The 20308-nt window shown below is 64.5% G+C and carries 18 protein-coding genes; 4 read left to right on the top strand and 14 right to left on the bottom strand.

Annotated elements, in window-relative coordinates; genetic code table 11:
* Positions 1-4: 4 nt before the first annotated feature.
* From ACQ4WS_RS08395 to ACQ4WS_RS08370, 6 genes are all read right to left on the bottom strand, one after another.
* Positions 5-751, bottom strand: a complete 747-nt coding sequence (locus tag ACQ4WS_RS08395; protein WP_436475311.1) for a lysophospholipid acyltransferase family protein — start codon at positions 749-751, stop codon at positions 5-7.
* Between the two features lie 107 nt (positions 752-858).
* On the bottom strand, positions 859-2160 hold the full coding sequence (locus ACQ4WS_RS08390; RefSeq protein WP_436475309.1) for a dihydroorotase: 1302 nt from the start codon (positions 2158-2160) through the stop codon (positions 859-861).
* Positions 2161-2184: 24 nt separating this feature from the next.
* Positions 2185-3150: an aspartate carbamoyltransferase catalytic subunit gene (locus ACQ4WS_RS08385; protein WP_034746695.1), complete on the bottom strand. Its 966-nt coding sequence runs from the start codon at positions 3148-3150 to the stop codon at positions 2185-2187.
* Entirely contained in the window at positions 3143-3667 is a 525-nt protein-coding gene (gene pyrR, locus ACQ4WS_RS08380) for a bifunctional pyr operon transcriptional regulator/uracil phosphoribosyltransferase PyrR (RefSeq protein WP_436475308.1), read from the bottom strand. The genes ACQ4WS_RS08385 and pyrR overlap by 8 nt, the downstream gene beginning before the upstream one ends.
* 38 nt (positions 3668-3705) lie before the next feature.
* Entirely contained in the window at positions 3706-4104 is a 399-nt protein-coding gene (ruvX, locus tag ACQ4WS_RS08375; protein ID WP_223278885.1) for a Holliday junction resolvase RuvX, read from the bottom strand.
* The gene (locus ACQ4WS_RS08370; protein ID WP_035822086.1) at positions 4101-4703 is read right to left on the bottom strand and encodes a YqgE/AlgH family protein; all 603 of its coding nucleotides are present in this window, start codon (positions 4701-4703) and stop codon (positions 4101-4103) included. The genes ruvX and ACQ4WS_RS08370 overlap by 4 nt, the downstream gene beginning before the upstream one ends.
* 387 nt (positions 4704-5090) lie before the next feature.
* On the opposite strand from ACQ4WS_RS08370, the gene ACQ4WS_RS08365 reads away from it, so the two are divergent.
* The gene (locus ACQ4WS_RS08365; RefSeq protein ID WP_436475305.1) at positions 5091-6554 is read left to right on the top strand and encodes a cryptochrome/photolyase family protein; all 1464 of its coding nucleotides are present in this window, start codon (positions 5091-5093) and stop codon (positions 6552-6554) included.
* 105 nt (positions 6555-6659) lie between these two features.
* On the opposite strand, the gene ACQ4WS_RS08360 is transcribed toward ACQ4WS_RS08365, so the two are convergent.
* From ACQ4WS_RS08360 to ACQ4WS_RS08335, 6 genes are all read right to left on the bottom strand, one after another.
* Complete coding sequence (locus ACQ4WS_RS08360) at positions 6660-11930, bottom strand: Hpt domain-containing protein (protein WP_436475303.1); 5271 nt, start codon at positions 11928-11930, stop codon at positions 6660-6662.
* Between the two features lie 40 nt (positions 11931-11970).
* On the bottom strand, positions 11971-14208 hold the full coding sequence (locus ACQ4WS_RS08355) for a methyl-accepting chemotaxis protein (RefSeq protein ID WP_436475301.1): 2238 nt from the start codon (positions 14206-14208) through the stop codon (positions 11971-11973).
* The gene (locus ACQ4WS_RS08350) at positions 14208-14843 is read right to left on the bottom strand and encodes a chemotaxis protein CheW (protein WP_436475300.1); all 636 of its coding nucleotides are present in this window, start codon (positions 14841-14843) and stop codon (positions 14208-14210) included. Before ACQ4WS_RS08350 ends, ACQ4WS_RS08355 begins: the two co-directional genes overlap by 1 nt.
* An 8-nt stretch (positions 14844-14851) precedes the next feature.
* A complete protein-coding gene (locus ACQ4WS_RS08345; RefSeq protein ID WP_034780235.1) occupies positions 14852-15217 on the bottom strand; it encodes a response regulator in 366 nt (121 codons plus the stop codon).
* Positions 15218-15253: 36 nt separating this feature from the next.
* Positions 15254-15676: a response regulator gene (locus ACQ4WS_RS08340; protein ID WP_436475297.1), complete on the bottom strand. Its 423-nt coding sequence runs from the start codon at positions 15674-15676 to the stop codon at positions 15254-15256.
* A gap of 85 nt (positions 15677-15761) precedes the next feature.
* The gene (locus ACQ4WS_RS08335; RefSeq protein ID WP_010401308.1) at positions 15762-15914 is read right to left on the bottom strand and encodes a rubredoxin; all 153 of its coding nucleotides are present in this window, start codon (positions 15912-15914) and stop codon (positions 15762-15764) included.
* A gap of 96 nt (positions 15915-16010) precedes the next feature.
* Between ACQ4WS_RS08335 and thiD the strand changes: the two genes are divergently transcribed.
* Both thiD and hemL read left to right on the top strand, forming a co-directional pair.
* Complete coding sequence (thiD, locus tag ACQ4WS_RS08330; protein WP_131685497.1) at positions 16011-16868, top strand: bifunctional hydroxymethylpyrimidine kinase/phosphomethylpyrimidine kinase; 858 nt, start codon at positions 16011-16013, stop codon at positions 16866-16868.
* Between the two features lie 45 nt (positions 16869-16913).
* The gene (hemL, locus tag ACQ4WS_RS08325) at positions 16914-18203 is read left to right on the top strand and encodes a glutamate-1-semialdehyde 2,1-aminomutase (RefSeq protein ID WP_436475295.1); all 1290 of its coding nucleotides are present in this window, start codon (positions 16914-16916) and stop codon (positions 18201-18203) included.
* A gap of 6 nt (positions 18204-18209) precedes the next feature.
* Here the strand turns inward: hemL and ACQ4WS_RS08320 are convergent, their stop codons facing one another.
* On the bottom strand, positions 18210-18926 hold the full coding sequence (locus ACQ4WS_RS08320) for an HAD family hydrolase (RefSeq protein ID WP_436475293.1): 717 nt from the start codon (positions 18924-18926) through the stop codon (positions 18210-18212).
* Here ACQ4WS_RS08320 and ACQ4WS_RS08315 point away from each other — a divergent pair.
* On the top strand, positions 18925-19158 hold the full coding sequence (locus ACQ4WS_RS08315) for a hypothetical protein (protein WP_436475292.1): 234 nt from the start codon (positions 18925-18927) through the stop codon (positions 19156-19158). The genes ACQ4WS_RS08320 and ACQ4WS_RS08315 overlap by 2 nt on opposite strands.
* Before the next feature lie 53 nt (positions 19159-19211).
* On the opposite strand, the gene corA is transcribed toward ACQ4WS_RS08315, so the two are convergent.
* The gene (gene corA, locus ACQ4WS_RS08310; RefSeq protein ID WP_034746658.1) at positions 19212-20177 is read right to left on the bottom strand and encodes a magnesium/cobalt transporter CorA; all 966 of its coding nucleotides are present in this window, start codon (positions 20175-20177) and stop codon (positions 19212-19214) included.
* Positions 20178-20308 lie beyond the last annotated feature (131 nt).

The raw sequence follows: 20308 nt of genomic DNA, 5'->3' as shown, positions 1-20308 counted from the left end.
TGAGCTAGGCAGCCTTTTCCAGCGGCAGCGCGGCGGCCACCGCCGCCTGCGTTGCCGCCGCCAATTCACGCCGGTGCGCGTCCAGCGTCGCCACTGGCGCCAAACAGGTCAGGCGCGCCGTGATCGGCGGGCCACTCAGGATCGCCACCATGCTTTGCGCGAAGCTCATGTCGCCGATGAAGTCGACGGCGTGGTGCAAGGCCCCCTTGTCATCCACATACACGAGCGCGAACGGCTGCACCGGCACTTGCGCGTCGATGGCCGCCTCGAACAGGTTGGCGTGGAACGGCAGTATCTGTCCTTGCGCGGCGGTGGTGCCCTCGGGGAAGAAGGCAATGCGCTCGCCCGCCGTCAATTTATCTACCAGACCCCGAAAGATCAGGCGCAGGTCACGCTTGCTGCCGCGCGAAATGAAGATGGTGCCGGCGCGTCCCGCCAGCCAGCCCAGGATCGGCCAGGCGCGGATTTCCGCCTTGGCGACGAAACGGCAGGGGTGAACGGCATTGATGACGAAGATGTCGAGCCACGAAACGTGGTTCGCCACCACCATCGCATGGTCGAGTGCCAGCACGCTGTCTGCCGGCTGCGCCACGTGCACGCCACAAATATCGAGCAGTTGCGTCGACCAGCGGCGGATGCGCCGGTTGCGTCCTTCCAGGTCCAGCCAGGGAAAGAGGACGGCGCTCTTGGCCATGCCGCAGCCCAGGTGAATGGCGATGCGCGCGAGGCGGTAGGTAAGCAGAAGTTTCAAATGACACCAACAAATTAAATAAGGCTCTCAACCCCAAGCAAAATCTGGGGTCAGACCCGGCGGGTCTGACCCCGGCTTCGACACCTTCGCTGGTGCACTAGCTGCAATTAGCGCTGAAACGCCACCTGTCCAGCCACGATGGTCGCCTTGACGATGCCGCTCAGCTCATAGCCGAGGAAAGGCGTGTGCTTGCCCTGGCTTGCCAGCGATGCCGACGACACGGTCCAGCGCGCGGCAGGATCGAAGACGCAGATATCGGCCGCTTCGCCCACGGCCAGGCTGCCGGCCGGTATGCCGGCGACACGGGCCGCGTCGGACGTGACCTTGGCCACGGCGCGCGCCAGCGGACGGGCGCCCGCTTGCGGCTGCGCCAGCGCGTAGTCATCGGCCCATTTCAGGGCCAGCGACAGCAGCAGCTCCAGGCCTGTGGCGCCGGGCGAGGCTTCGCCGAACGGCAGCAATTTTTCATCGTCGTCGACGGGCGTATGGTCGGAGCACATGGCGTCAACCGTGCCATCGAGCAGGCCGGCGCGGATCGCGTCGCGGTCGCGCTGGCTGCGGAACGGCGGCGTCACGCGCGCGTTCGGATCGAAAAAGCCGATATCGGCGTCCGTCAGGTGAACATGGTGCACGCCCACGTCGCAGGTCACGGGCAAGCCTTCGGCCTTGGCCGCGCGGATCAGTTCCAGGCCCGCCGCCGACGAGATGCGGCACAGGTGCACGCGCGCGCGGCTGGCGCGCATCAATTCGAAAATTGTGTGCAGGGCGATGGTTTCGGACATCACGGGCACGCCCGACAGACCCAGGCGCGACGCCAGCGGGCCGCTGTGAGCGATGCCGCCGCGGCCGATATGCGGGTCCTGCGGGCGCAGCCAGACGGTGTAGCCGAAGGTATTCGCGTACTGCATCGCGCGCAGCAGCACGGTGGTGTCTTCGATCGGCTCTTCGGCCTGCGCGAAACCGATGCAACCCGCTTCCGTCAGTTCGGCCATTTCCGTCAGCGACTTGCCCTTCAAGCCCATGGTCAGTGCGCCCAGCGGGTGTACGTGGGCCTTGTTCTGCGTCTTGGCGCGGTATTTCAGCATTTCCACCAGGCCCGGCTCGTCAAGCACAGGGTCGGTGTCGGGCGGGCACACCAGGCTCGTGACGCCGCCTTGGAGGGCCGCCTGTAATTCCGATTCCAGGGTCGCCTTGTATTCGTAGCCCGGCTCGCGCAGGCGCGCGGACAGGTCGACCAGGCCGGGGGCAACCACCAGGCCGGCCGCGTCAAAGGTGGTGTCGGCGGTGAAACCGGCCGGGGCGCTGCCCACGGCCAGCACTTTGCCGTCGGCGATAAACAGGTCTTGCAAGCCATCGATGCCGTTGGCAGGGTCGATCAGGTGGCCGTTCTTGATATGTAGTGTCGTCATGCTCGCTTACTCGTCCTTGGGCTATCAGCCCTGATTACCAGCCAAAATACTCATCACCGCCATGCGCACGGCGATACCGAACGTCACCTGCGGCAGGATCACCGCCTGCGGGCCATCGGCCACGGCCGAATCGATCTCCACGCCGCGGTTCATCGGGCCCGGATGCATGACGATGGCGTCCGGTTTCGCCAGTGCCAGGCGCTCGGGCGTCAAACCATAGCTCTTGAAATATTCCTGCGCCGATGGCAGCAGCGCGCCGCTCATGCGTTCATTTTGCAGGCGCAGCATGATGATCACGTCCACGCCTTTCAATCCTTCATCCATGTTGGTGAAGGTGCGCACGCCCATCTGCTCCAGGCCGCCCGGCAGCAGGGTGTGCGGGCCGATGGCGCGCACTTCCGGCACGCCCAGTGTGGTCAAGGCGTGGATATCGGAACGGGCCACGCGGCTGTGCAGGATGTCGCCCACGATGGCCACCGTCAGATTCGTGAAATCCTTTTTGTAGTGGCGGATCGTGTACATGTCGAGCAAGCCCTGGGTCGGGTGCGCATGGCGTCCGTCGCCCGCGTTGACGACGTGGACGTGCGGCTGCTTGGTATCGATCAGGTGCTTTGCGATCAGGTACGGCGCGCCCGACTGCGCGTGGCGCACGACGAACATGTCGGCATGCATGGCCGACAGGTTGTCGATGGTGTCGAGCAGGGACTCGCCCTTGCTGGCCGACGACGCCTGGATGTTCAGGTTGATGACGTCGGCCGACAGCCTTTTTGACGCGATCTCGAAGGTGGTGCGGGTGCGCGTGGAGTTTTCAAAGAACAGGTTGAAAACGCTCTTGCCGCGCATCAGCGGGACCTTTTTCACATCGCGGTCGGAAATGCCGACGAACGAGGATGCGGTATCGAGGATGTGGTTGACGATAGACTTCGGCAAGCCTTCAATCGTCAGCAGATGTTGCAGTTCGCCGTGTTTATTCAGTTGCGGATTAAGCATGGTGGGTATCTATGGTGAGCGTGAATTTTCCATCGTCGGCTTGCTTCAGGACCAGGGCCTGGCCAGGCGGCACGGCAGTGAAGGCGGCCACGAAATCGGCGGCCACCGGCAACTGGCGTTCGCCGCGGTCGACCAGGGCGGCCAGCATGATCTTCGCCGGACGGCCATAGTCGAACAATTCATTGATGGCCGCGCGCGTGGTGCGGCCCGTGTACAACACGTCGTCGACCAGCAGGATGGTGGCGCCGGCCACGTCAAAGCTGATTTGCGTCGGCTTCACGTCCGCATGCAGGCCCTTCTGGGCAAAGTCGTCGCGGTAGAACGAGACATCGAGCACGCCCAGGCGGCCCGGCAGGTTCAAGTCGCGCGCCAGGCGTTCTGCCAGCCAGGCGCCGCCCGAATGGATGCCGACGATGGCCACGTTGGGGATGCCCGCCAGGCCGTTCTGCACCTGTTGCAGCAAGACCGCGTACAGGGCCTCGGCGTCGAGTTGGGAAGGATTCGTTGGATGCGGCATAGAGTTCTTGATCATTCAGGAATGGGTCTAAGGTCGGATTAATAATTCGCGTCGAAATACTGTTGCAGGATGATGGCGGCGGCGCGGTCGTCGATGACTTCGCCGCGTTTGGCGGCGATGACGGCCGATGAATAGCGCTCGTCGACCAGTTCCACCGGCAGGTTGAAGCGGCCATGCACCTGGTTGGCGAAACGGCGGCAGCGCGCGCTCATCTCGTGTTCGGTGCCATCGGGATGGCTGGGCAAGCCCACCACGATGCGGCTCGCGCCCCACTCCTTGATCAGGCTATCGATGGCGGCAAACTTCGGCTCGTTCGCCGTGGCCGTGATCACGCTGAGCGGTTTGGCCTGGCAAATCATGGTATTGCCGATGGCCACGCCGATACGTTTCAAGCCGAAATCGAAGGCGAGGATGGTGTCGATGGCGTCACCGCTCATGCGTGTCCGGCTTCCGATGCCAGCATCAGGGGATCGATGCCCAGCAATTTGATGGCCGCGACGTAACGCTGCTCGATGGGGAAGTCGAACAGGATGTCAGCCGAGGCGCCCACCGTCAGCCAGCCATTGCGGCCGATCTCGTCTTCCAGCTGGCCCGGACTCCAGCCTGAATAGCCGATCGAGACCAGCATACGCTCCGGGCCATCGCCCTTGGCGACGGCTTCGAGCACGTCGATCGAGGTAGTAAACGCGATTTCATCGGTCACCGTCAGCGACGAGGAATAGCGCGCACCCGGCGTGTGCAGCACGAAGCCGCGGTCGTCCTGCACAGGGCCGCCGAACATGATCGGTTCGTTGATGATGGGCGTGTCGCTGCCGGCCGCCAATTTCAGGTCGATGCGGTCGAACAGCACTTCCATGGTCATGTCGGTGGGCTTGTTGATGACAACGCCCAGCACGCCGTTTTCATTATGTTCACACACGTAGACGACTGTGCCGCCGAAGATCGGATCTTGCATGGCCGGCATCGCAATGAGGAAATGGTTGGCCAGATTCAGGGTGGAGGAGCCGGTCGCGGCCGGCTCTCCCACACCCTGCATCAAACGATGTCCTGGTAGAGTCTGGTCGATTTTACTCTTTTTCATACGCGATGCTCTCTCTGTGGGCTTGCTGGCAAGTCTCGCTTACCCCGCTATCGTACGCCTGGCACATCCTGCCGCGAATGCTGGGCGGCGAGAAGCGTGTTACCAGGCGCTATTCTTGTTATGTTATAAATTAATGATCAATTTGCTTCGCCTGCAGGCGCATTTGAATGTCAATTGTAAAATTGATTGCAAAATCGCCTGCCGCACATAAAGCACCATGAACATACCCAGTAGTTTACACTGAATTGCCGCCGCAGCGACGCCAAAGGCACGACGCGAGCGGCCATAAAGCCCTGTTGGCGGCAAAAAATCGCCTATCTTTGACACTGAACACGTGAAATAATGACAATCAAGACTACCTTGGTGTGGTTCCGGCGCGATCTGCGCGCATTTGACCATGCTGCACTGCATCACGCCCTGCGCCAGAGCCAGGCCGTGCATTGCGTCTTCGTGTATGACACCGCCATCCTGGCAACGCTGCCGCGCCGCGACCGGCGTGTCGATTTCATCCATGCCAGCGTGGCAGAGCTGGCCGGCGAGTTGCGCCAGCTGGGCGGCGACCTGATCGTGCTGCACGCGGACGCCGCCGAAGCCATCCCGCGCCTGGCCGCCGAGCTGAACGCCGACGCCGTGTTTGCCAACCACGATTACGAACCGCAAGCCATCGCCCGCGACGCCAGCGTGGCCGCCGCGCTCACGCGCGAGGCGCGCCTGTGGTTCAGTTTCAAGGACCAGGTGATCTTTGAAAAGGACGAGGTGCTAACGCTCTCGGCCAAGCCGTACACGGTCTACACGCCATACAAGAATGCCTGGCTGAAGAAAATGCGCGCCGAACCCGCCTGCCTGGCGCCGTTCGCTATCGAGCCGCACGCGGCCAGCCTGGCGCCACCGCGCAGCGGTACACCGGCGCCCCTGCCCACCCTGGGCGAGCTGGGTTTCGAGGCCAGCAACCTGGCCGAACTGGCCATTCCCACGGGCATGTCGGGCGCCAGCACGCTGTTCGAGGATTTCCTGCCGCGCGTGGCCCGCTATGACGTGGCGCGCGATTTTCCCGCCCTGAAGGGGCCATCCTACCTTTCCATGCATCTGCGCTTCGGCACCGTGTCGCTGCGCTACCTGGTGCGCACCATCGTCGACCTGATGGACCGGGGCGGCGGCGGCGATGGCGCGCCCGTGTGGCTGGCAGAGCTGATCTGGCGCGATTTCTACGCCATGATCTTGTACCAGAACCCGCATGTGGAAGGCGGCGCCTTCAAACCCGCCTACGACGCCATCGCCTGGGAAACGGGGCCCGAGGCCGATGCTGCCTTTGCCGCCTGGTGCGAGGGGCGCACCGGCTATCCGCTGGTGGACGCGGCGATGGCGCAGCTGAACCAGACGGGCTATATGCACAACCGCCTGCGCATGGTCACGGCCTGCTTTCTGATCAAGGATCTGGGCATCGACTGGCGCCGCGGCGAAGCGTATTTCGCCCTGCACCTGAATGACTTCGACCTGGCGTCGAACAACGGCGGCTGGCAATGGGCGTCGTCATCAGGCTGCGACGCCCAGCCCTACTTCCGCATTTTCAACCCCATCACGCAATCGGAAAAATTCGATGCCAGCGGACGCTTCATCCGCCGCTACCTGCCGCAGCTGAAGGCGCTGGGCGACAAGGAAATCCACGCGCCCTGGCTGGTGCCGCGCATGCTGCTCGAGCAAAAAAACATCGTGCTGGGACGCGATTATCCGGAACCGCTGGTGCAGCACGACGAGGCGCGCAAGGAAACGCTGGCGCGCTATGCGGTGGTGAAGGTGGTGGCGTAATCCGGCCGGTGGTGGCGCCGGTTTACGCCGTCGTGCAAGAGCGTAGGTCGGATTAGCGGGGCAAGGCCGCGCGTAATCCGACAACATGGTTGGCGTTGGCGTCGATTACGCCACCTCACCGCCCAGCAAGCGCCCCACTTCCGCCAGCAATTCCTCTTCCTGAAACGGCTTGCCGAAATACGCATTCACGCCCAGCTCGAACGCATGCGCGCGGTGCTTGTCGGCGCTGCGCGAGGTGATCATGATGACGGGGATGGCGCGCGTCTTGTCGTCGCTGCGCACATTGCGCGTCAGGTCGAAACCATCCATGCGCGGCATTTCCACGTCGACCAGCAGCAGGGCCGGCATGGCAGCCGGCTCCAGCGCATGCAACTGCTCCAGCGCATCGACGCCATCCTTGGCCAGCAGCACCTGGTAACCTTCGCGCTCGAACAGGCGCTGCATCACGCGGCGCACCGTCAGCGAATCGTCGACCACCATCACGCGCACGGCTGGCACGGCCAGCGCGCTGGAAGCGGCTTGCTGCTCGCTGCTGGCCAGCGCATACTGCGACAACAATTCAGGATGATGCTCCAGGTGCTGCGCCAGCGCCACCGGGTTCAGGATCAGCACGATGTCGCCCGTACCCAGCACCGTGGCGCCGGCGATGCCGGGCATGCGCGCCAGTTGCGGGCCCACGTGCTTGACCACGACTTCGCGGTTGCCCACCACGTCATCGACCTGCAAGGCCAGCCTGTCATTGCCATTCCTCAGCAACAGCACGGGCGCATAACGCTGCGTGGCCTGCGCCGCCGGCGTTTCGCCCAGCATGGCCGACAGGTGGTGCAGCGCCAGCGACTGCCCGTGCGACTCGATGCGCCCGGCCGCCCGCACCTGCTCCAGCTGCTCGCCTTTCAGGTGCAGCACCTGCTCCACCAGCACCGATGGCAAGGCATACGTCTTGCCGCTGGCCGCCAGCAGCACCACTTGCGTGACGGCCAGGGTCAGCGGCAGGTGGATGGTGAAACGCATGCCCAGGCCCGCCTGCGTCAGCGTTTCCACGCGCCCGCCCAGGGCCAGCGCTTCGGAGCGCACGATGTCCATGCCAAAACCGCGCCCGGCCAGTTCCGTCAGGCTGTCGGCGGTGGAAAAACCGGGCGTGAAAATCAGCTCGGCCGCCTGCGCGTCGCTCAAAGGCGCATCCGTCGCCACCAGGCCGGCGCCGTGCGCCTTGGCCCGGATGCGTTCCAGGTCCAGCCCGGCGCCGTCGTCAGAAAAGGCAATCGCCACTTCATTGCCCTGCTGGCTGACCTGCACCAGCAGCTCGCCCGTCTCGCTCTTGCCCCCTGCCAGGCGCGCATCGCGCGGCTCGACACCGTGCACGATGGCGTTGCGCAGCAAATGCTCGAAGGGCGCGGCCATGCGTTCGAGCACGCTGCGGTCGATTTCCACGCCACCGCCGCGGATGTCGAGGTTGACCCGCTTGTCGACTTCTTTTGCGCTTTGCCGCGCCACGCGGAACAGGCGTTCGGCGATGCTGGCAAACGGCACCATGCGGATCTGCATCAGGTCGCGCTGCAGCTCGCGCGTCAGCCGCGCCTGCAGCACCAGGTCGTCCGTCACCGCATCGACGCTGTGGCTGAGATTTTCATGGAACGAGGCCACGTCGTTGACGCTTTCGGCCATCATGCGCGTGAGTTCCTGCAGGCGCGTAAAGCGGTCGAATTCGAGCGGATCGAATTCGCGCTCGCTGCCGACGGCCATGCGCGAGGCGATCTGCGATTCGGCCTGCATTTCCACTTCGCGCAACTGGCGCCGCAGGCGCGCCAGGTTGTCGGAAAACTCGGACAGCGAAGCACCCAGCACACCGACTTCATTTTCCATTTTAGAACGCGTGATCGACACTTCGCCGGCCTGGTTTACCAGACGGTCGAGGATATCGGCACGCACGCGCACCAGCGCCGCCTTTGGTTCGGCGGCCGGCGTGTCTTCCATGCCCGGCAAGGGCAGCAGGGGCTGCTGCAACTGCTCGAACAGGTGCAACGCATGGTCGTAATGGGCCAGCAATTCCTCGAAGGCCTGCGGCGTGGCGGTACCCGCATGCAGCATGTTTTCGATATGCGTCTCGATTTCATGCGCATGCTGGCCCAGGCGCATGGCGCCGGCCATGCGCGCGCTGCCCTTGACCGTATGCAGGGTGCGCAGCAGCATCTGCGCCTGGCCGCTGTCGTGCGGCTGTTGCTGCCAGCTGCGCAGCGCCTCGCCGATCTGCGGCAGCAGGTCGGCACCTTCTTCCAGGAAAACGGACAATAAATCGAGGTCGAGTTCATCGCTGATGCCGGCGCTCGCCGCCAGCAGCGCGGCCGCATCGGCCGGCATGATGGCGGGCGCCGGCGCTTCCGGCGCCGCATGCTCCAACGGCGGTGCGTGCTCGAAGCCCGCGTCGAACAGGTCGTCGCTGGCGCCGATATCCGGTACAGTTGCTTCGGCATCAGCCAGCCGCAGCGCATCGGCGACGATGCTCGCATACGTCGCCTCGAACAAGGTCTCGAGCTGGGGCGCAGGCACCTCGGCCAATGCGTCGACCAGCGGCTCGGCGGGCTGCACCGGCGCGCCGACGATGCTGGCGTAAGCAGCCGCAAACAGGGCGTCGAGCCGGTCTTCCTGGCTCTCGCCGGGCGGCGCCGTCAGGGTGCGCCACAGGGTGTTGAGCGCTTCGATCATGTCCGGCTGCGTTGGCGCCAGATCGCCCAGCGCAAACGCCTGCAGCATCTGCGCGATGCGCTGCGTGGCCTGCTCCAGCACGTCGTGCTGTTCGGCGCGCAGGCCGGCCAGCGGTGGCACCACCGTCTCGATCACGGTCTCGAGCGCATGCGCCAGGTCGCGCAGGGACTGGAAGCCGACCGTGCCGGACGTCCCCGCCAAGGTATGCACGGCTTGCAGCGCCTCCGCGCTGACGGCGCGCTGTTCATGGCGCCATTCGCCGAAGTCGCGCGTCAGCACGCGCAGCAGTTCATCCGTCTCGGCCAGGTAGATGTTGTACAAGGGAAGGCTGATGCGCAGGTCGCCCACGTGCTTGAGGTGATCGTCCGGCGCTTCGTGCAGCGTGGGCGCCGTTGCCAAGGGAAGTCCAATCACATTGCCATTGCTGATCACGGGCGCGGCCGGGCGCGGCTTGCGCAGTTCGAACGGCCCGCCTTCGCGCACGCGCTCGGCCGCCATCAGCAGCATGCCCGCCTCGCGCTCGCGCCCGGCGCCGCCTTCCAGTTCCGCCACCCATTCACTGAGCTGGTACCAGCCGTAATTGAGCAAGGTAAACAAATCGTCGCTGACGGGGCGCGCCTCGGCCAGCCAGGTATTCATGACGCGCTCGATGGCGCCAGCCGCTTCGGCAAACTGCGCCAGGCCAATCATGCGGCTGCTGCCTTTCAGGGTATGGAACGAGCGGCGCAGCATGGCCAGGTGGTCGCCGCTGGCGGCTTGCTCGCGCGGCAGGGCCAGGGTGGTGTCGATGAAGGCCAGCACTTCGCGCGCTTCGGCGATAAAAATGTCGAGCATCTCCGCATCGACATCGTTCACTGCCGGCGCGGCATCCATGCCGGCAGGCGCGGCGGGCGCCAGGGCCTGGTCGAGCAAGGGTACCGGCACGGCGCCGGCGGCAGCGACTTTTTCAAACGGCAGGGCGCGGAAGGTGCCGGCGGCGGCATCGAAATGGAAACGCCCGCTGGCCGCCTGCGCGTTGCGGCCCAGCATATCGACAAAAAAGCCCAGCGCGCTGACATTTTGCGCGATCTCGTCGAGCGCCTCGGCATGCGCCTCCGCATTGGCTTCACCACCGGCCAACTGCCGCACGGCCGCATCGACCTGCAGCACGGCGGCGCGCGCGTCTTCCTGTCCCAGCCCGGCCAGCTGCTGCTGCAACTGGGCCAGCACGGGCGCGGCACCGTCGAGTGTCCCCACCGGCCGCAACGTATCAGCGTAATACGCGTTGAGCACCTTTTCCACCTGGCGCAAGCCCGTCTTCATGTCCTCGGCCAGCGCAGCCACAGTCTGCCCCTGCTCGATCTGGCGCGACAGCTCGCCCGCCGTGACGGGCGGCGGCGCTTCGCCGGCCAGCAGTGCCTGCAGGCGCGCGGCGATGGTTTCCGCATTGCCGGCGAAATCGTCGGGCAGGCGGCGCAGCTGCTCCAGGCCCGTGTCGGCAAACAGCAGCGCCATGCCGATTTCATTTTCCAGGGCCGCACTGCGTCCGCTGGCCACGGCTTGCCGCGCCACGGCCGCGCATTCGCGCAGCAGGCTGGCCAGGGCCGGCTGCTTCAAGGACTCCGCATGTGCCGCCACCTGTTGCAGCGACTGTTCAAAATCCGTGCCCAAGGCTGGATCGAGGTCGGCTTGCGCCAGGCGGCTCCAGCTGGCGCGCGCCTGCGCCAGGGCCGTACGGGCGCCTTGCAAGGCATCCTGGTCAACCTGGCCGTAGCGCCGCGTTTCCACGTCGGCGGGCAGCGTGCCTTCCAGCGCGAAAGCGGCACGCAGCTGGCGTGCCTCCGGCGTCGGCTCGGTGGCGGCGGCGATGACGTACAGGGCGTCGCGCAGCATCGATTCGGGCAGGCTGGCCGTGCCCTGCGCCAGGCGGCGCAATTGCAGGTTGATCAGGCCGAACAGCTGTTTGACGTTGAGCGTGCCCATGCCCTCGCCGCTGGCCGCCAGCCCGGCAAAGGCTTGCATGGCGAACCAGAAGGTGCGCGCCGGTGCTTCCTGCTGCGCGTCGGCCACCAGGGTCAAAGTGGCGTGCAGGTCGCCCGCATGCTGGCGCCGCGCCGCATCATCCTGCGCCTTCAGGAAAGGCAGCAGGGACTTTTCAAAGCGTCCGCGCCAGGCCGGATAATCGGCCACCGGGGGTGCCTCAGCCAGCGCGATGGCATGCCCTTCCAGCATCGATGAAGGCGGAAAAAACAGATCGGCCGGGTGGATGCGCTCGGCGCCCAGCATAGTTTGCAGGTCGCGATAGTAAGGAAACAAACGCGTCGGCTGCGGCGGCGTGCCGGCCACCAGGTCTTCCAGGTATTCGGTCAGGGCCTGATACAGTTCGGCGACGACTTGCGCATGGTCCAGCGTGTATTCGAGGCTGCCGTCGCGAAAGCGCGCCAGCGCCAGTTCCGCGCCGTCCGTCAGCAGGCTGGCGCCGGCCACGTCGACCATCACCAGCGCGCCATGCGCCTGGTGCAGATGCGAGCGCGCATGCTGCAGCGCCGTGGCACGTTCCTCGCGCTCGCGGCCACCCGCCTCGAACAGGGCCGTTTTCGAACGGCCCAGCGCTTCACGGATTTCCACCATCACCCACGACAAAGGTTCGCTGTCGAACGGCTTGGACTGCTGTGGACTATCAGGTGTGCTCATGCATGCCTCGGTAAAGAAATCGCCTGGACTGGCGTGGCGTTCAGGCGGCGACGCGGAAGCGCGACACCGAATTTTTCAGTTCCTGCGCCAGCATCGACAGTTTATGGATCGATTGCGCCGTTTGCTGCGTGCCATCCTGGGTCTGCTCCGTCACGCTCAGGATATGCTGGATATTCAAGGCCACGCCGCTGGCCGAACCGGCCTGCGTGCCGGTGGCGAACGAGATGCCCTGGATCAGTTCGGCCAGGTGTTTCGACACCTGGCTGATGTCGTTCAAGGCCGCGCCGGCCGCGTCCGAGAGGCGCGCGCCCTCGACCACGCCCTGCGTGGAGGTTTCCATCGCCCGCGTCGCATCCTGGGTATCGGCCTGGATGGTGCGCACCAGCGCGCCGATCTGCTTGGCGGCGGCTGCCGAGCGTTCGGCCAGGCGCTGCACTTCCTCGGCCACGACCGAGAAACCACGCCCCGCCTCGCCGGCCGATGCGGCCTGGATGGCGGCGTTCAGCGCCAGTACATTCGTCTGCTCGGTGATGTCGGAAATGAGCTCGGTGATTTCGCCGATTTCCTGCGACGATTCGCCCAGACGCTTGATGCGTTTGGAGGTATCCTGGATCTGCTCGCGGATTTCATGCATGCCCTTGATGGCGTTTTCCACCGCCGTCGAACCCTGCTGCGCCGCCGCCACCGACTGGCGCGCCACATCGGCCGAGACGCTGGCCGACTTCGACACGTCGGTAATCGCATTGGCCATCTTGACCACGGTGGCGCTGACGCCCTGGATTTCGCGCGACTGCTGCTGCGACGCGATCAGCAGCTTGCTGGAGATGCTTTGCGCCTGCGTCGAGGCGCGGTTGACCTGTTCGGCCGTCGCCGTCACCCTCCCCACCAGGCCGCGCAATTCCTCGACCGTGTAGTTGACGGAATCGGCGATGGCGCCCGTGATGTCTTCCGACACGGTGGCCTGTACCGTCAGGTCGCCATCGGCGACCTTCTGCAATTCGTTCATCAGGCGCAGGATGGCCGCCTGGTTCTGCTCATTCTTGGCCTTGGCCTGTTCTTCCTTTTCCTGCGACAGCAAGCGCAGGATTTCCGCTTCCTGGCGCCGCCGCTCGGCGTCGCGCGTACGGTTGACGGAATCCTGCAGCAGCACCCTGCCGATGCCGGCCGCCGCGATCAAGGTCAGCAACACGCCGCCGACCATCATCCAGAAAGCGACGCCCAGGGTTTCCTGGTTCACGTGGTACATCTGCTGCAGCAGGGTCAAACGCTGGCGCAGGTCTTCATTCTCGTTGAAGATCAGCTGCTCTGCGCTTTTCGCCGCACTGAATTTGTCGAGCCGGTCGAGTATCGACGAGACCAGCTTCTGGTAAGTGTCGAAACTGGCTTTCAGCGCCACCAGCCGGTCGCGCAGTTCGGCGTCGCGCGTGGGCGCCAATTGCAGCGACACGCTGCCATTGAGCAAGCCTTCGACGGCGGTGCGGAAATACGTTGTGTCGCGCCCCAGCGAAAACGCCGTTTCCGAGCTGATGCTGCCCGACGACAGGAACTCGCTGGCGCTGCGGCTCATGCGCTGGCTCAGCATCATCAGGCGGCCGATGACGGCCAGGTCGCGCGCATTGCCGCCACGCTGCACCTTCAGGGCGGCGATTTCCTCGGTCTGCGCCAGCAGCGCAGGCGACAGTCCATTCAATTGCTGCAAGGTCTTGTCGAATTCGCCCAGCTCCGTTTTCAGGCGCAGGATGGTGCTGGCCGCGCGGTCGCTGCTGGCCCACTTCTTGCGCGCGTCGGCCACCGCCGCCAGCAGGGCGGCACGCGACTCGCCGATATCGCGGCCGTGATATGTCCCGCCGCGCAGCATCAGGCGGAAATCCTGGTTCAGTTCATTACGGCTTTCCTCGAGCTGGCGGAAGGCTTCCGGATTGCCTTGCACGGCGTTCGGCGCGGCCTTGCCGATGCGCTGCGAATGCATCAGCGCATCGCTGGCCAGCTGCGTTTGCGCCGAGGCGATATTGCCGCTGCGCGTATTGAGGCCGACGAACAGCAGGCTGGCGGCCAGGCTCAGGGCCATTACCGTCGACAGGATGCTCAGCTGCTTTTGCAGCGGAAAATGGCCGATCAACGGCAGCGTCCAGTCGCTGACCGGCGCGCTGGCCAGCGACTTGCGCCGTCCCAGCGCGTCGCGCAGGCGCAGCGGCAGGTCGGCCGCCGATGCTGGCTCCCCGGGCGCGTGCTGCGCTTCGTGCATGCCGGCCGCCAGGATAGGAGAATTGGCGCCCATCAGCAAATATCCTTGTGTTCAGGGAAGCCGTCAAAGCCGGCATCGAGGAAGCGCTCCGATTGCGCCAGCTGCGCCAGGTCCAGGCGCAACCACTGCTGCCCTTCGCTGTCGCGCAGCGCCTGCGCCGCCCACGATGGGAACACGCCGTGCGCCGCAGCGTGAACGGGCACGGATTGCATCGCGCGCAGCTGGCGCAAGCCCAGTACGCGCTCGACCAGCAGGGCGCAATTGAGGCCCAGGCGGGGAGAAAACGTGATGATGCGGCAGTGATTGCCCGGCGCGCAAGCCGGCTCGCCCATGTAGCGGGCCAGGTCGACAACCCCCGTCAGGCGTCCGCGCATGGCCGCCAGGCCCAGGTACCAGTCCTGCGCCAGCGGCACGCCCTGGATCTGCACGCCGGAAGCAATGACGATTTCGCCGAGCTGCGTCAGGTCGAGCAGGCACGGCCGGCCACCGAGCATCACGCCCAGTTCCTTGCGCGCTGCCAGCGCGCCGCTGCGCGCGGCCTGTATCCGCTCGATCAATTGCAGCTGATACTGGCGCAAGCGCCCCTGCCGCGCGCCCGTCTCGAAAGACGGCATGGCGGCAGCGGCAGGCGAAAAGGCCGCGGTGGACACGCCTTGACCTGGCATCATTGGCATTTTCAGGAAATCGCGGCGATCTTGGCCAGCAGCTCGGCTTCGACTACCGGCTTGACCAGGTAATCGCGTGCACCCTGGCGCAAGCCCCAGATGCGGTCTGTTTCCTGGCTCTTGCTGGAGCAGATAATCACCGGCACGTCCTGCAGTTCGGGATCGCGGGCGATGGCGCGCGTGATCTGGAAGCCATTCGCACCGGGCATCACCACATCCATCAGGATCAGGTCGGGCCTGGCCTGCTTCAGTTGCGCCAGCGCGTCGGCGCCGTCCTGCGCCGTGAGGACGGCATAACCGGCACGCACCAGCATCTCGCTCAGGTAGTAGCGTTCTGTCGGCGAGTCATCGACGATCAGAATTGTGTGTATGGCCATCTGCATCCTTGCTGCGTTGTCAATCAATAAAACCACTTACTCAAAATGCCCCGCCAGGTGCAGCCGCACGGCCTCCAGCAGCGCCTCGCGCGCCAGCGGCTTGGCCAGGCAGGAGCTGGCGCCTGCCATGGCGCCGCGCGCCCGGTCGAACAAGCCTTCCTTCGACGACAGCATCAGCACCGGCGTGGCGTGATACGCCGCACTGGCCTTGATCAGCGCACAGGTACGGTAGCCGTCCAGGCGCGGCATCACGATGTCGCACACGATCAGCGCCGGCTGGCAGTCGGCGATCTTGGCCAGGGCCTCGAAGCCGTTTTCCGCCACCACCACGCGATAACCGGCCTCGCCCAGGATGTTCGCGGCCGCGCTGCGTATCGTCGCGCTGTCGTCGATGACGAGGATCGTGGCGCTGGCGCACGCGGCATCGAATGGCGCCTCGGGCAAGAAGGGACGCGTCATGTGATTATTCGACAATCTTTCATACGATAGCACAGGCTGCCGCGATACCTGCGTGCGGCAGCGGCATCCCGTGAACCTCGATTAATTAAAGCGCCACCATCTCGAAATCATCCTTGCGCGCACCGCATTCAGGACAGGTCCAGTTCATCGGAACATCAGCCCAACGCGTGCCGGGAGCGATGTCTTCGTCGGGCAGACCGGCCGCTTCATCATAAACCCAGCCGCAAATAAGACACATCCACGTTTGGAATTGCTGCGTTGTTTCGTTGCTACTCACGTTCTGCCACCCTTCAATCAAGTAAAATGCTGAATTAGGTATCTTAATCTACCCGCCGTGCAAAACCAAACTTCTCCCCTCATATTAAGCTTCGGCGTGTCCGATCCGGTCGGCGCGATCGGCATCCAGGCCGACCTGGCCACATTTTCAGCATTCGGCTGCCATGGCCTGTCGGTCACCACAGGCCTGTTGATCAGCGATACGGCGCGCGTGGAAGACGTGCAAGCGGTCGACCCGGACTGGGTTTCCGACCAGGCGCGCGTACTGCTGGAAGACATGTCCGTCGCCGCCATCAAGATCGGCGCTCTGGGCAGCGTGGAAAACGTCACGGCCATCGCCGAAATCGTCTCCGACTATCCGAACGTGCCGCTGATCCTCGATCCCTTCATTTCGGCGCTGCCGGAACAGGGCATGGACGATGAAGACATCCTCACGGCCGTGCGACAGTTGCTGATCCCGCAAACGACACTACTGGTACTCTCGCCGGTGGAACTGGAGCGCCTGGCCGAAACCTGGCGCGACGCCGATCCGGACGACACCCTGCAAAACGACGTCGATTACCTGGTGGCGCTGGGCTGCGAATACGTGCTCGTTACCGGCATGCCGGCCGACGCCAGCAAATCCGGCACGGGCGAGGGCAAGCTGCGCGCCAATACCCTGTTCGGCGAAGACGGCGTGGTGCGCCACGACGAGTGGCAGCACCTGCCAGGCATCTTCAACGGCGCCGGCAGCACCCTGTCGGCAGCGGCAACCGCCCTGCTGGCCCTGGCGCAAAACGAAGACGATGTGCCGCAGGTGGTCGTGGCGGCGCAGGAATTCACGGCCGGCGCGCTTACCCACGCACAGCGCCACGGCATGGGCAAGCTGGTGCCGAACCGGCTGTTCCGGCAGCAGCGCCAGCGCGGCGCCCAATAAGTACAGACGACACAGACAACGATCCACTTTCAAGGCACGATTATCATGACGACGACTTCACAGAACGACATCCTGTTTGCCCGCGCACAAAAAACCACGCCAGGCGGCGTCAATTCGCCCGTGCGCGCCTTTCGCTCCGTCGGTGGCACGCCGCGCTTCATCACGCGCGCCGAGGGCCCGTACTTCTGGGATGCAGACGGCAAGCGCTATATCGACTACATCGGCTCGTGGGGCCCGGCCATCGTCGGCCATGCCCATCCGGAAGTGGTGAAAGCGGTGCAGGATGCGGCCGCGCTGGGTCTGTCGTTCGGCGCGCCGACCGAAGGCGAAGTACTGATGGCCGAGGAAATCACGCGCCTGGTACCGTCGATCGAGCAGGTGCGCCTGGTCTCGTCGGGCACGGAAGCGACCATGAGCGCCCTGCGCCTGGCGCGCGGCGCCACGGGACGCGACAAGATCGTCAAGTTCGAAGGCTGCTACCACGGCCATGCCGATTCGCTGCTGGTGAAAGCGGGCAGCGGCCTGCTCACCTTCGGCAACCCGACGTCGGCCGGCGTGCCGGAAGATTTTGTGAAGCACACACTGGTGCTCGACTATAACAACGTGGAACAGCTGAAAGACGCCTTCGACAGCTTCGGCGCGGAAATCGCCTGCGTCATCGTCGAACCGGTGGCCGGCAACATGAACCTGGTCAAAGCCACGCCGCAATTCCTGCAGGCGATGCGCGAGCTGTGCACGCAGCACGGCGCCCTGCTCATTTTCGATGAAGTCATGTGCGGCTTGCGCGTGGCCCTGGGCGGCGCGCAGGCGCTGTACGGCATCAAACCCGATCTCACGGCGCTGGGCAAGGTGATTGGCGGCGGCATGCCGGTGGCGGCCTTCGGCGGCAGCGCGGCGCTGATGCACCATATGGCGCCGCTGGGCGCCGTCTACCAGGCCGGCACCTTGTCGGGCAACCCGGTCGCCGTGGCGGCCGGCATGGCCACCTTGAAACTGATCCAGCAGCCTGGCTTCTACGAGCAGCTGGGCGCCACGGCCAAGCGCCTGGCCGAAGGCCTGACCGCCGCCGCAAAAGAGGCCGGCGTGGTCTTCTGCGCCGACTACATCGGCGGCATGTTCGGCATCTATTTCAGCGAAACGCCACCGACCAGCTACGCGGAAATGATGGCGGGCGACCGCAGCAAGTTCAACACCTTCTTCCATGCCATGCTGGACGAGGGCGTGTACTTCGCGCCCGCCGCCTTCGAAGCGGGCTTCGTCTCGGCGCAGCACGATGATGCCGTCATCGACGCCACCATCGCTGCCGCGCGCACGGTATTTGCTAAATTAGCTTAAGCGCGCTCAGACGGTCGCGGCGTCCATCACCGCGGCCACCAGCGCCGGCAGCTTGGCCATGTCATTGAACACGACATGCGCGCCGGCCGCCTTCAGGCGCTCTTCCTGGCCGGCGGCGATATGCCCGCCGCCGATGAATCCCAATACTGTCATGCCCGCCGCCACGGCAGCCGTCACGCCCGTGACGCTGTCTTCCAGCACCAGACACTGGCCCGGCGGCACGCCAAACGCGGCAGCTGCCGCCAGGTAGACGCCCGGATGCGGCTTGGCATGGCCGACCAGGTCCGGCGTAAACACGCGTTGATCGAACAGCGGCGCCATGCCCGTACGTTCGAGCGAGGACAGCACGCGCGCACTGACGCTGTTCGAGGCCACGGCCTTGGGCAGGGGAATGGCGGCCAGCGCCTGCGCCACGCCGGGCACGGCGCGCAATTGCGCATCGCAAGCTACATCGACGGCATTGCCGATGGCCATGATCTCGTCGGCCGGCAATTGCGGCAAGCCCAGCTCCTTGTAGATATCCTGCATCAGCGGCACCAGGCGCTGGCCCAGGCGCGGCTCGATCAAGCCTTGCAGGGTAACGCCCTGGGGCAGGTTCGGCAGGCGCGGCCCCAACAACTCCAGCAGCGCTTGCAGGGCCACGGCTTCGCTGTCGACCAGCACGCCATCGCAGTCGCTGATCAAATGGGTAAAGCGCGGTGGGGTAGTGGCGGTATCAGGCATGGACTCTCCAGAAGGCAACGGTGACGGGAAATGCGGCGGCCAGCCGGCCAAGGCAGGCATCGCAACGATCATAGGTGGAACAGGCGGACGCTACTACGCAGAAAACGTCTCAATGACGATACTTTTCTGCAAAAAACAGCCAAAGGGGGAAAGAATCGGGTGCCAGGCAAGCAGCTACACGCAAATACCAATTCAATACCACGCAATACCAGTGATTATCGCTGATTTTTGAAATTGCTGCGTTCGTCTTGAAACCGGGACGCGGAAGCGTCCCGGCGATAAGGCTTATTTCAGCCAGCCGCGGTGGCGGAAGTACAGGAAGGGCGCGATGGCGCTGGTGATCATCAAGCCCCAGGCCCAAGGATAGCCGAACGACCATTCCAGTTCCGGCATCAGCTTGAAGTTCATGCCGTACACGCTGGCGATCAGGGTGGGCGGCAGGAAGGCCACGCTGGCCACCGAGAAAATCTTGATGATCTTGTTCTGGTTGATGTTGATGAAACCGACGGTGGCATCCATCAGGAAGTTGATCTTGTCGAACAGGAAAGAGGTATGACCATCGAGCGACTCGATGTCGCGCAAAATCTGCCGCGCTTCCTCGAACTGCTCGGAATTGAGCAAGCGGCCGCGCATCAAAAAGCTCACGGCGCGGCGCGTATCCATCATGTTGCGGCGGATACGGCCATTCAAATCTTCCTCGTGGGCAATCGCGTTCAGCGCTTCGGCCGCGTGCGCATCGGTAAATTCCTTTTGCAGCACGCGCGTGCTGACTTCTTCCAGGTTTTGGTAGATGCCTTCGAGCACGTCGGCCGAATATTCGGCATCGGTGGCGTACAGGTCGAGCAGCACATCCATGTAGTCGGCAATCGAACCGGGCCGCGAACGGGCGCGCATGCGCACCAGGCGGAACACGGGCAAGTCGTCCGTATGCATGGAAAACAGGATTTTGCGGGCAAGAATGAAGGCCACGGTGATGACGCGCGAGGGACCGTCGTCCTCTTCGCGCAGGAAATCCGTGCGCAGGTGCAAGTCGCCGTTTTCCGCTTCGTAATAGCGGGCAGACGCTTCAATATCCTTGACTTCGTCTTCGCCCGGCAGGGTGACGTTGTAGATGGCCTTGACCCAGGCCCGTTCATCATCGGTGGGGTCGGTCAGGTCGACCCACACCGGTTCGGCATTTTCGAGGTCAGCGCGGCTGTCGATCGGCACCTGGTTGAGCCGGCCATTCTGTAATACAAAGACATTGATCATGCGCGCTCTCAGCCGGATGTTGGGTTATCGTGATGTGCTGGCGCTGGCGCCAAAAATGAAAACAGCGCAAGTGTACCCGCAAAGGCCTTTTCACGACCACCCCCGGCACCGCTTTTTCACGGAAAAAGTGC

Source organism: Janthinobacterium leeuwenhoeki, from assembly GCF_051380795.1.
Classification (GTDB): Bacteria; Pseudomonadota; Gammaproteobacteria; order Burkholderiales; family Burkholderiaceae_D; genus Janthinobacterium.
This window is presented reverse-complemented; position numbering and strand designations above follow the sequence as displayed.

Excerpts from the sequence above, each read along its gene's own strand:
- ACQ4WS_RS08340 (WP_436475297.1), bottom strand. The coding sequence starts at position 15,676 with ATGACGCGTCCCTTCTTGCCCGAGGCGCCATTCGATGCCGCGTGCGCC.
- ACQ4WS_RS08335 (WP_010401308.1), bottom strand. The coding sequence starts at position 15,914 with ATGTGTCTTATTTGCGGCTGGGTTTATGATGAAGCGGCCGGTCTGCCC.
- ACQ4WS_RS08320 (WP_436475293.1), bottom strand. The coding sequence starts at position 18,926 with ATGCCTGATACCGCCACTACCCCACCGCGCTTTACCCATTTGATCAGC.
- ACQ4WS_RS08345 (WP_034780235.1), bottom strand. The coding sequence starts at position 15,217 with ATGGCCATACACACAATTCTGATCGTCGATGACTCGCCGACAGAACGC.
- ACQ4WS_RS08390 (WP_436475309.1), bottom strand. The coding sequence starts at position 2,160 with ATGACGACACTACATATCAAGAACGGCCACCTGATCGACCCTGCCAAC.
- ACQ4WS_RS08315 (WP_436475292.1), top strand. The coding sequence starts at position 18,925 with ATGGACTCTCCAGAAGGCAACGGTGACGGGAAATGCGGCGGCCAGCCG.
- ruvX (WP_223278885.1), bottom strand. The coding sequence starts at position 4,104 with ATGAGCGGTGACGCCATCGACACCATCCTCGCCTTCGATTTCGGCTTG.
- ACQ4WS_RS08350 (WP_436475300.1), bottom strand. The coding sequence starts at position 14,843 with ATGATGCCAGGTCAAGGCGTGTCCACCGCGGCCTTTTCGCCTGCCGCT.
- ACQ4WS_RS08385 (WP_034746695.1), bottom strand. The coding sequence starts at position 3,150 with ATGCTTAATCCGCAACTGAATAAACACGGCGAACTGCAACATCTGCTG.
- ACQ4WS_RS08360 (WP_436475303.1), bottom strand. The coding sequence starts at position 11,930 with ATGAGCACACCTGATAGTCCACAGCAGTCCAAGCCGTTCGACAGCGAA.
- pyrR (WP_436475308.1), bottom strand. The coding sequence starts at position 3,667 with ATGCCGCATCCAACGAATCCTTCCCAACTCGACGCCGAGGCCCTGTAC.
- ACQ4WS_RS08355 (WP_436475301.1), bottom strand. The coding sequence starts at position 14,208 with ATGGGCGCCAATTCTCCTATCCTGGCGGCCGGCATGCACGAAGCGCAG.
- hemL (WP_436475295.1), top strand. The coding sequence starts at position 16,914 with ATGACGACGACTTCACAGAACGACATCCTGTTTGCCCGCGCACAAAAA.
- ACQ4WS_RS08365 (WP_436475305.1), top strand. The coding sequence starts at position 5,091 with ATGACAATCAAGACTACCTTGGTGTGGTTCCGGCGCGATCTGCGCGCA.
- ACQ4WS_RS08370 (WP_035822086.1), bottom strand. The coding sequence starts at position 4,703 with ATGCAGGGTGTGGGAGAGCCGGCCGCGACCGGCTCCTCCACCCTGAAT.
- corA (WP_034746658.1), bottom strand. The coding sequence starts at position 20,177 with ATGATCAATGTCTTTGTATTACAGAATGGCCGGCTCAACCAGGTGCCG.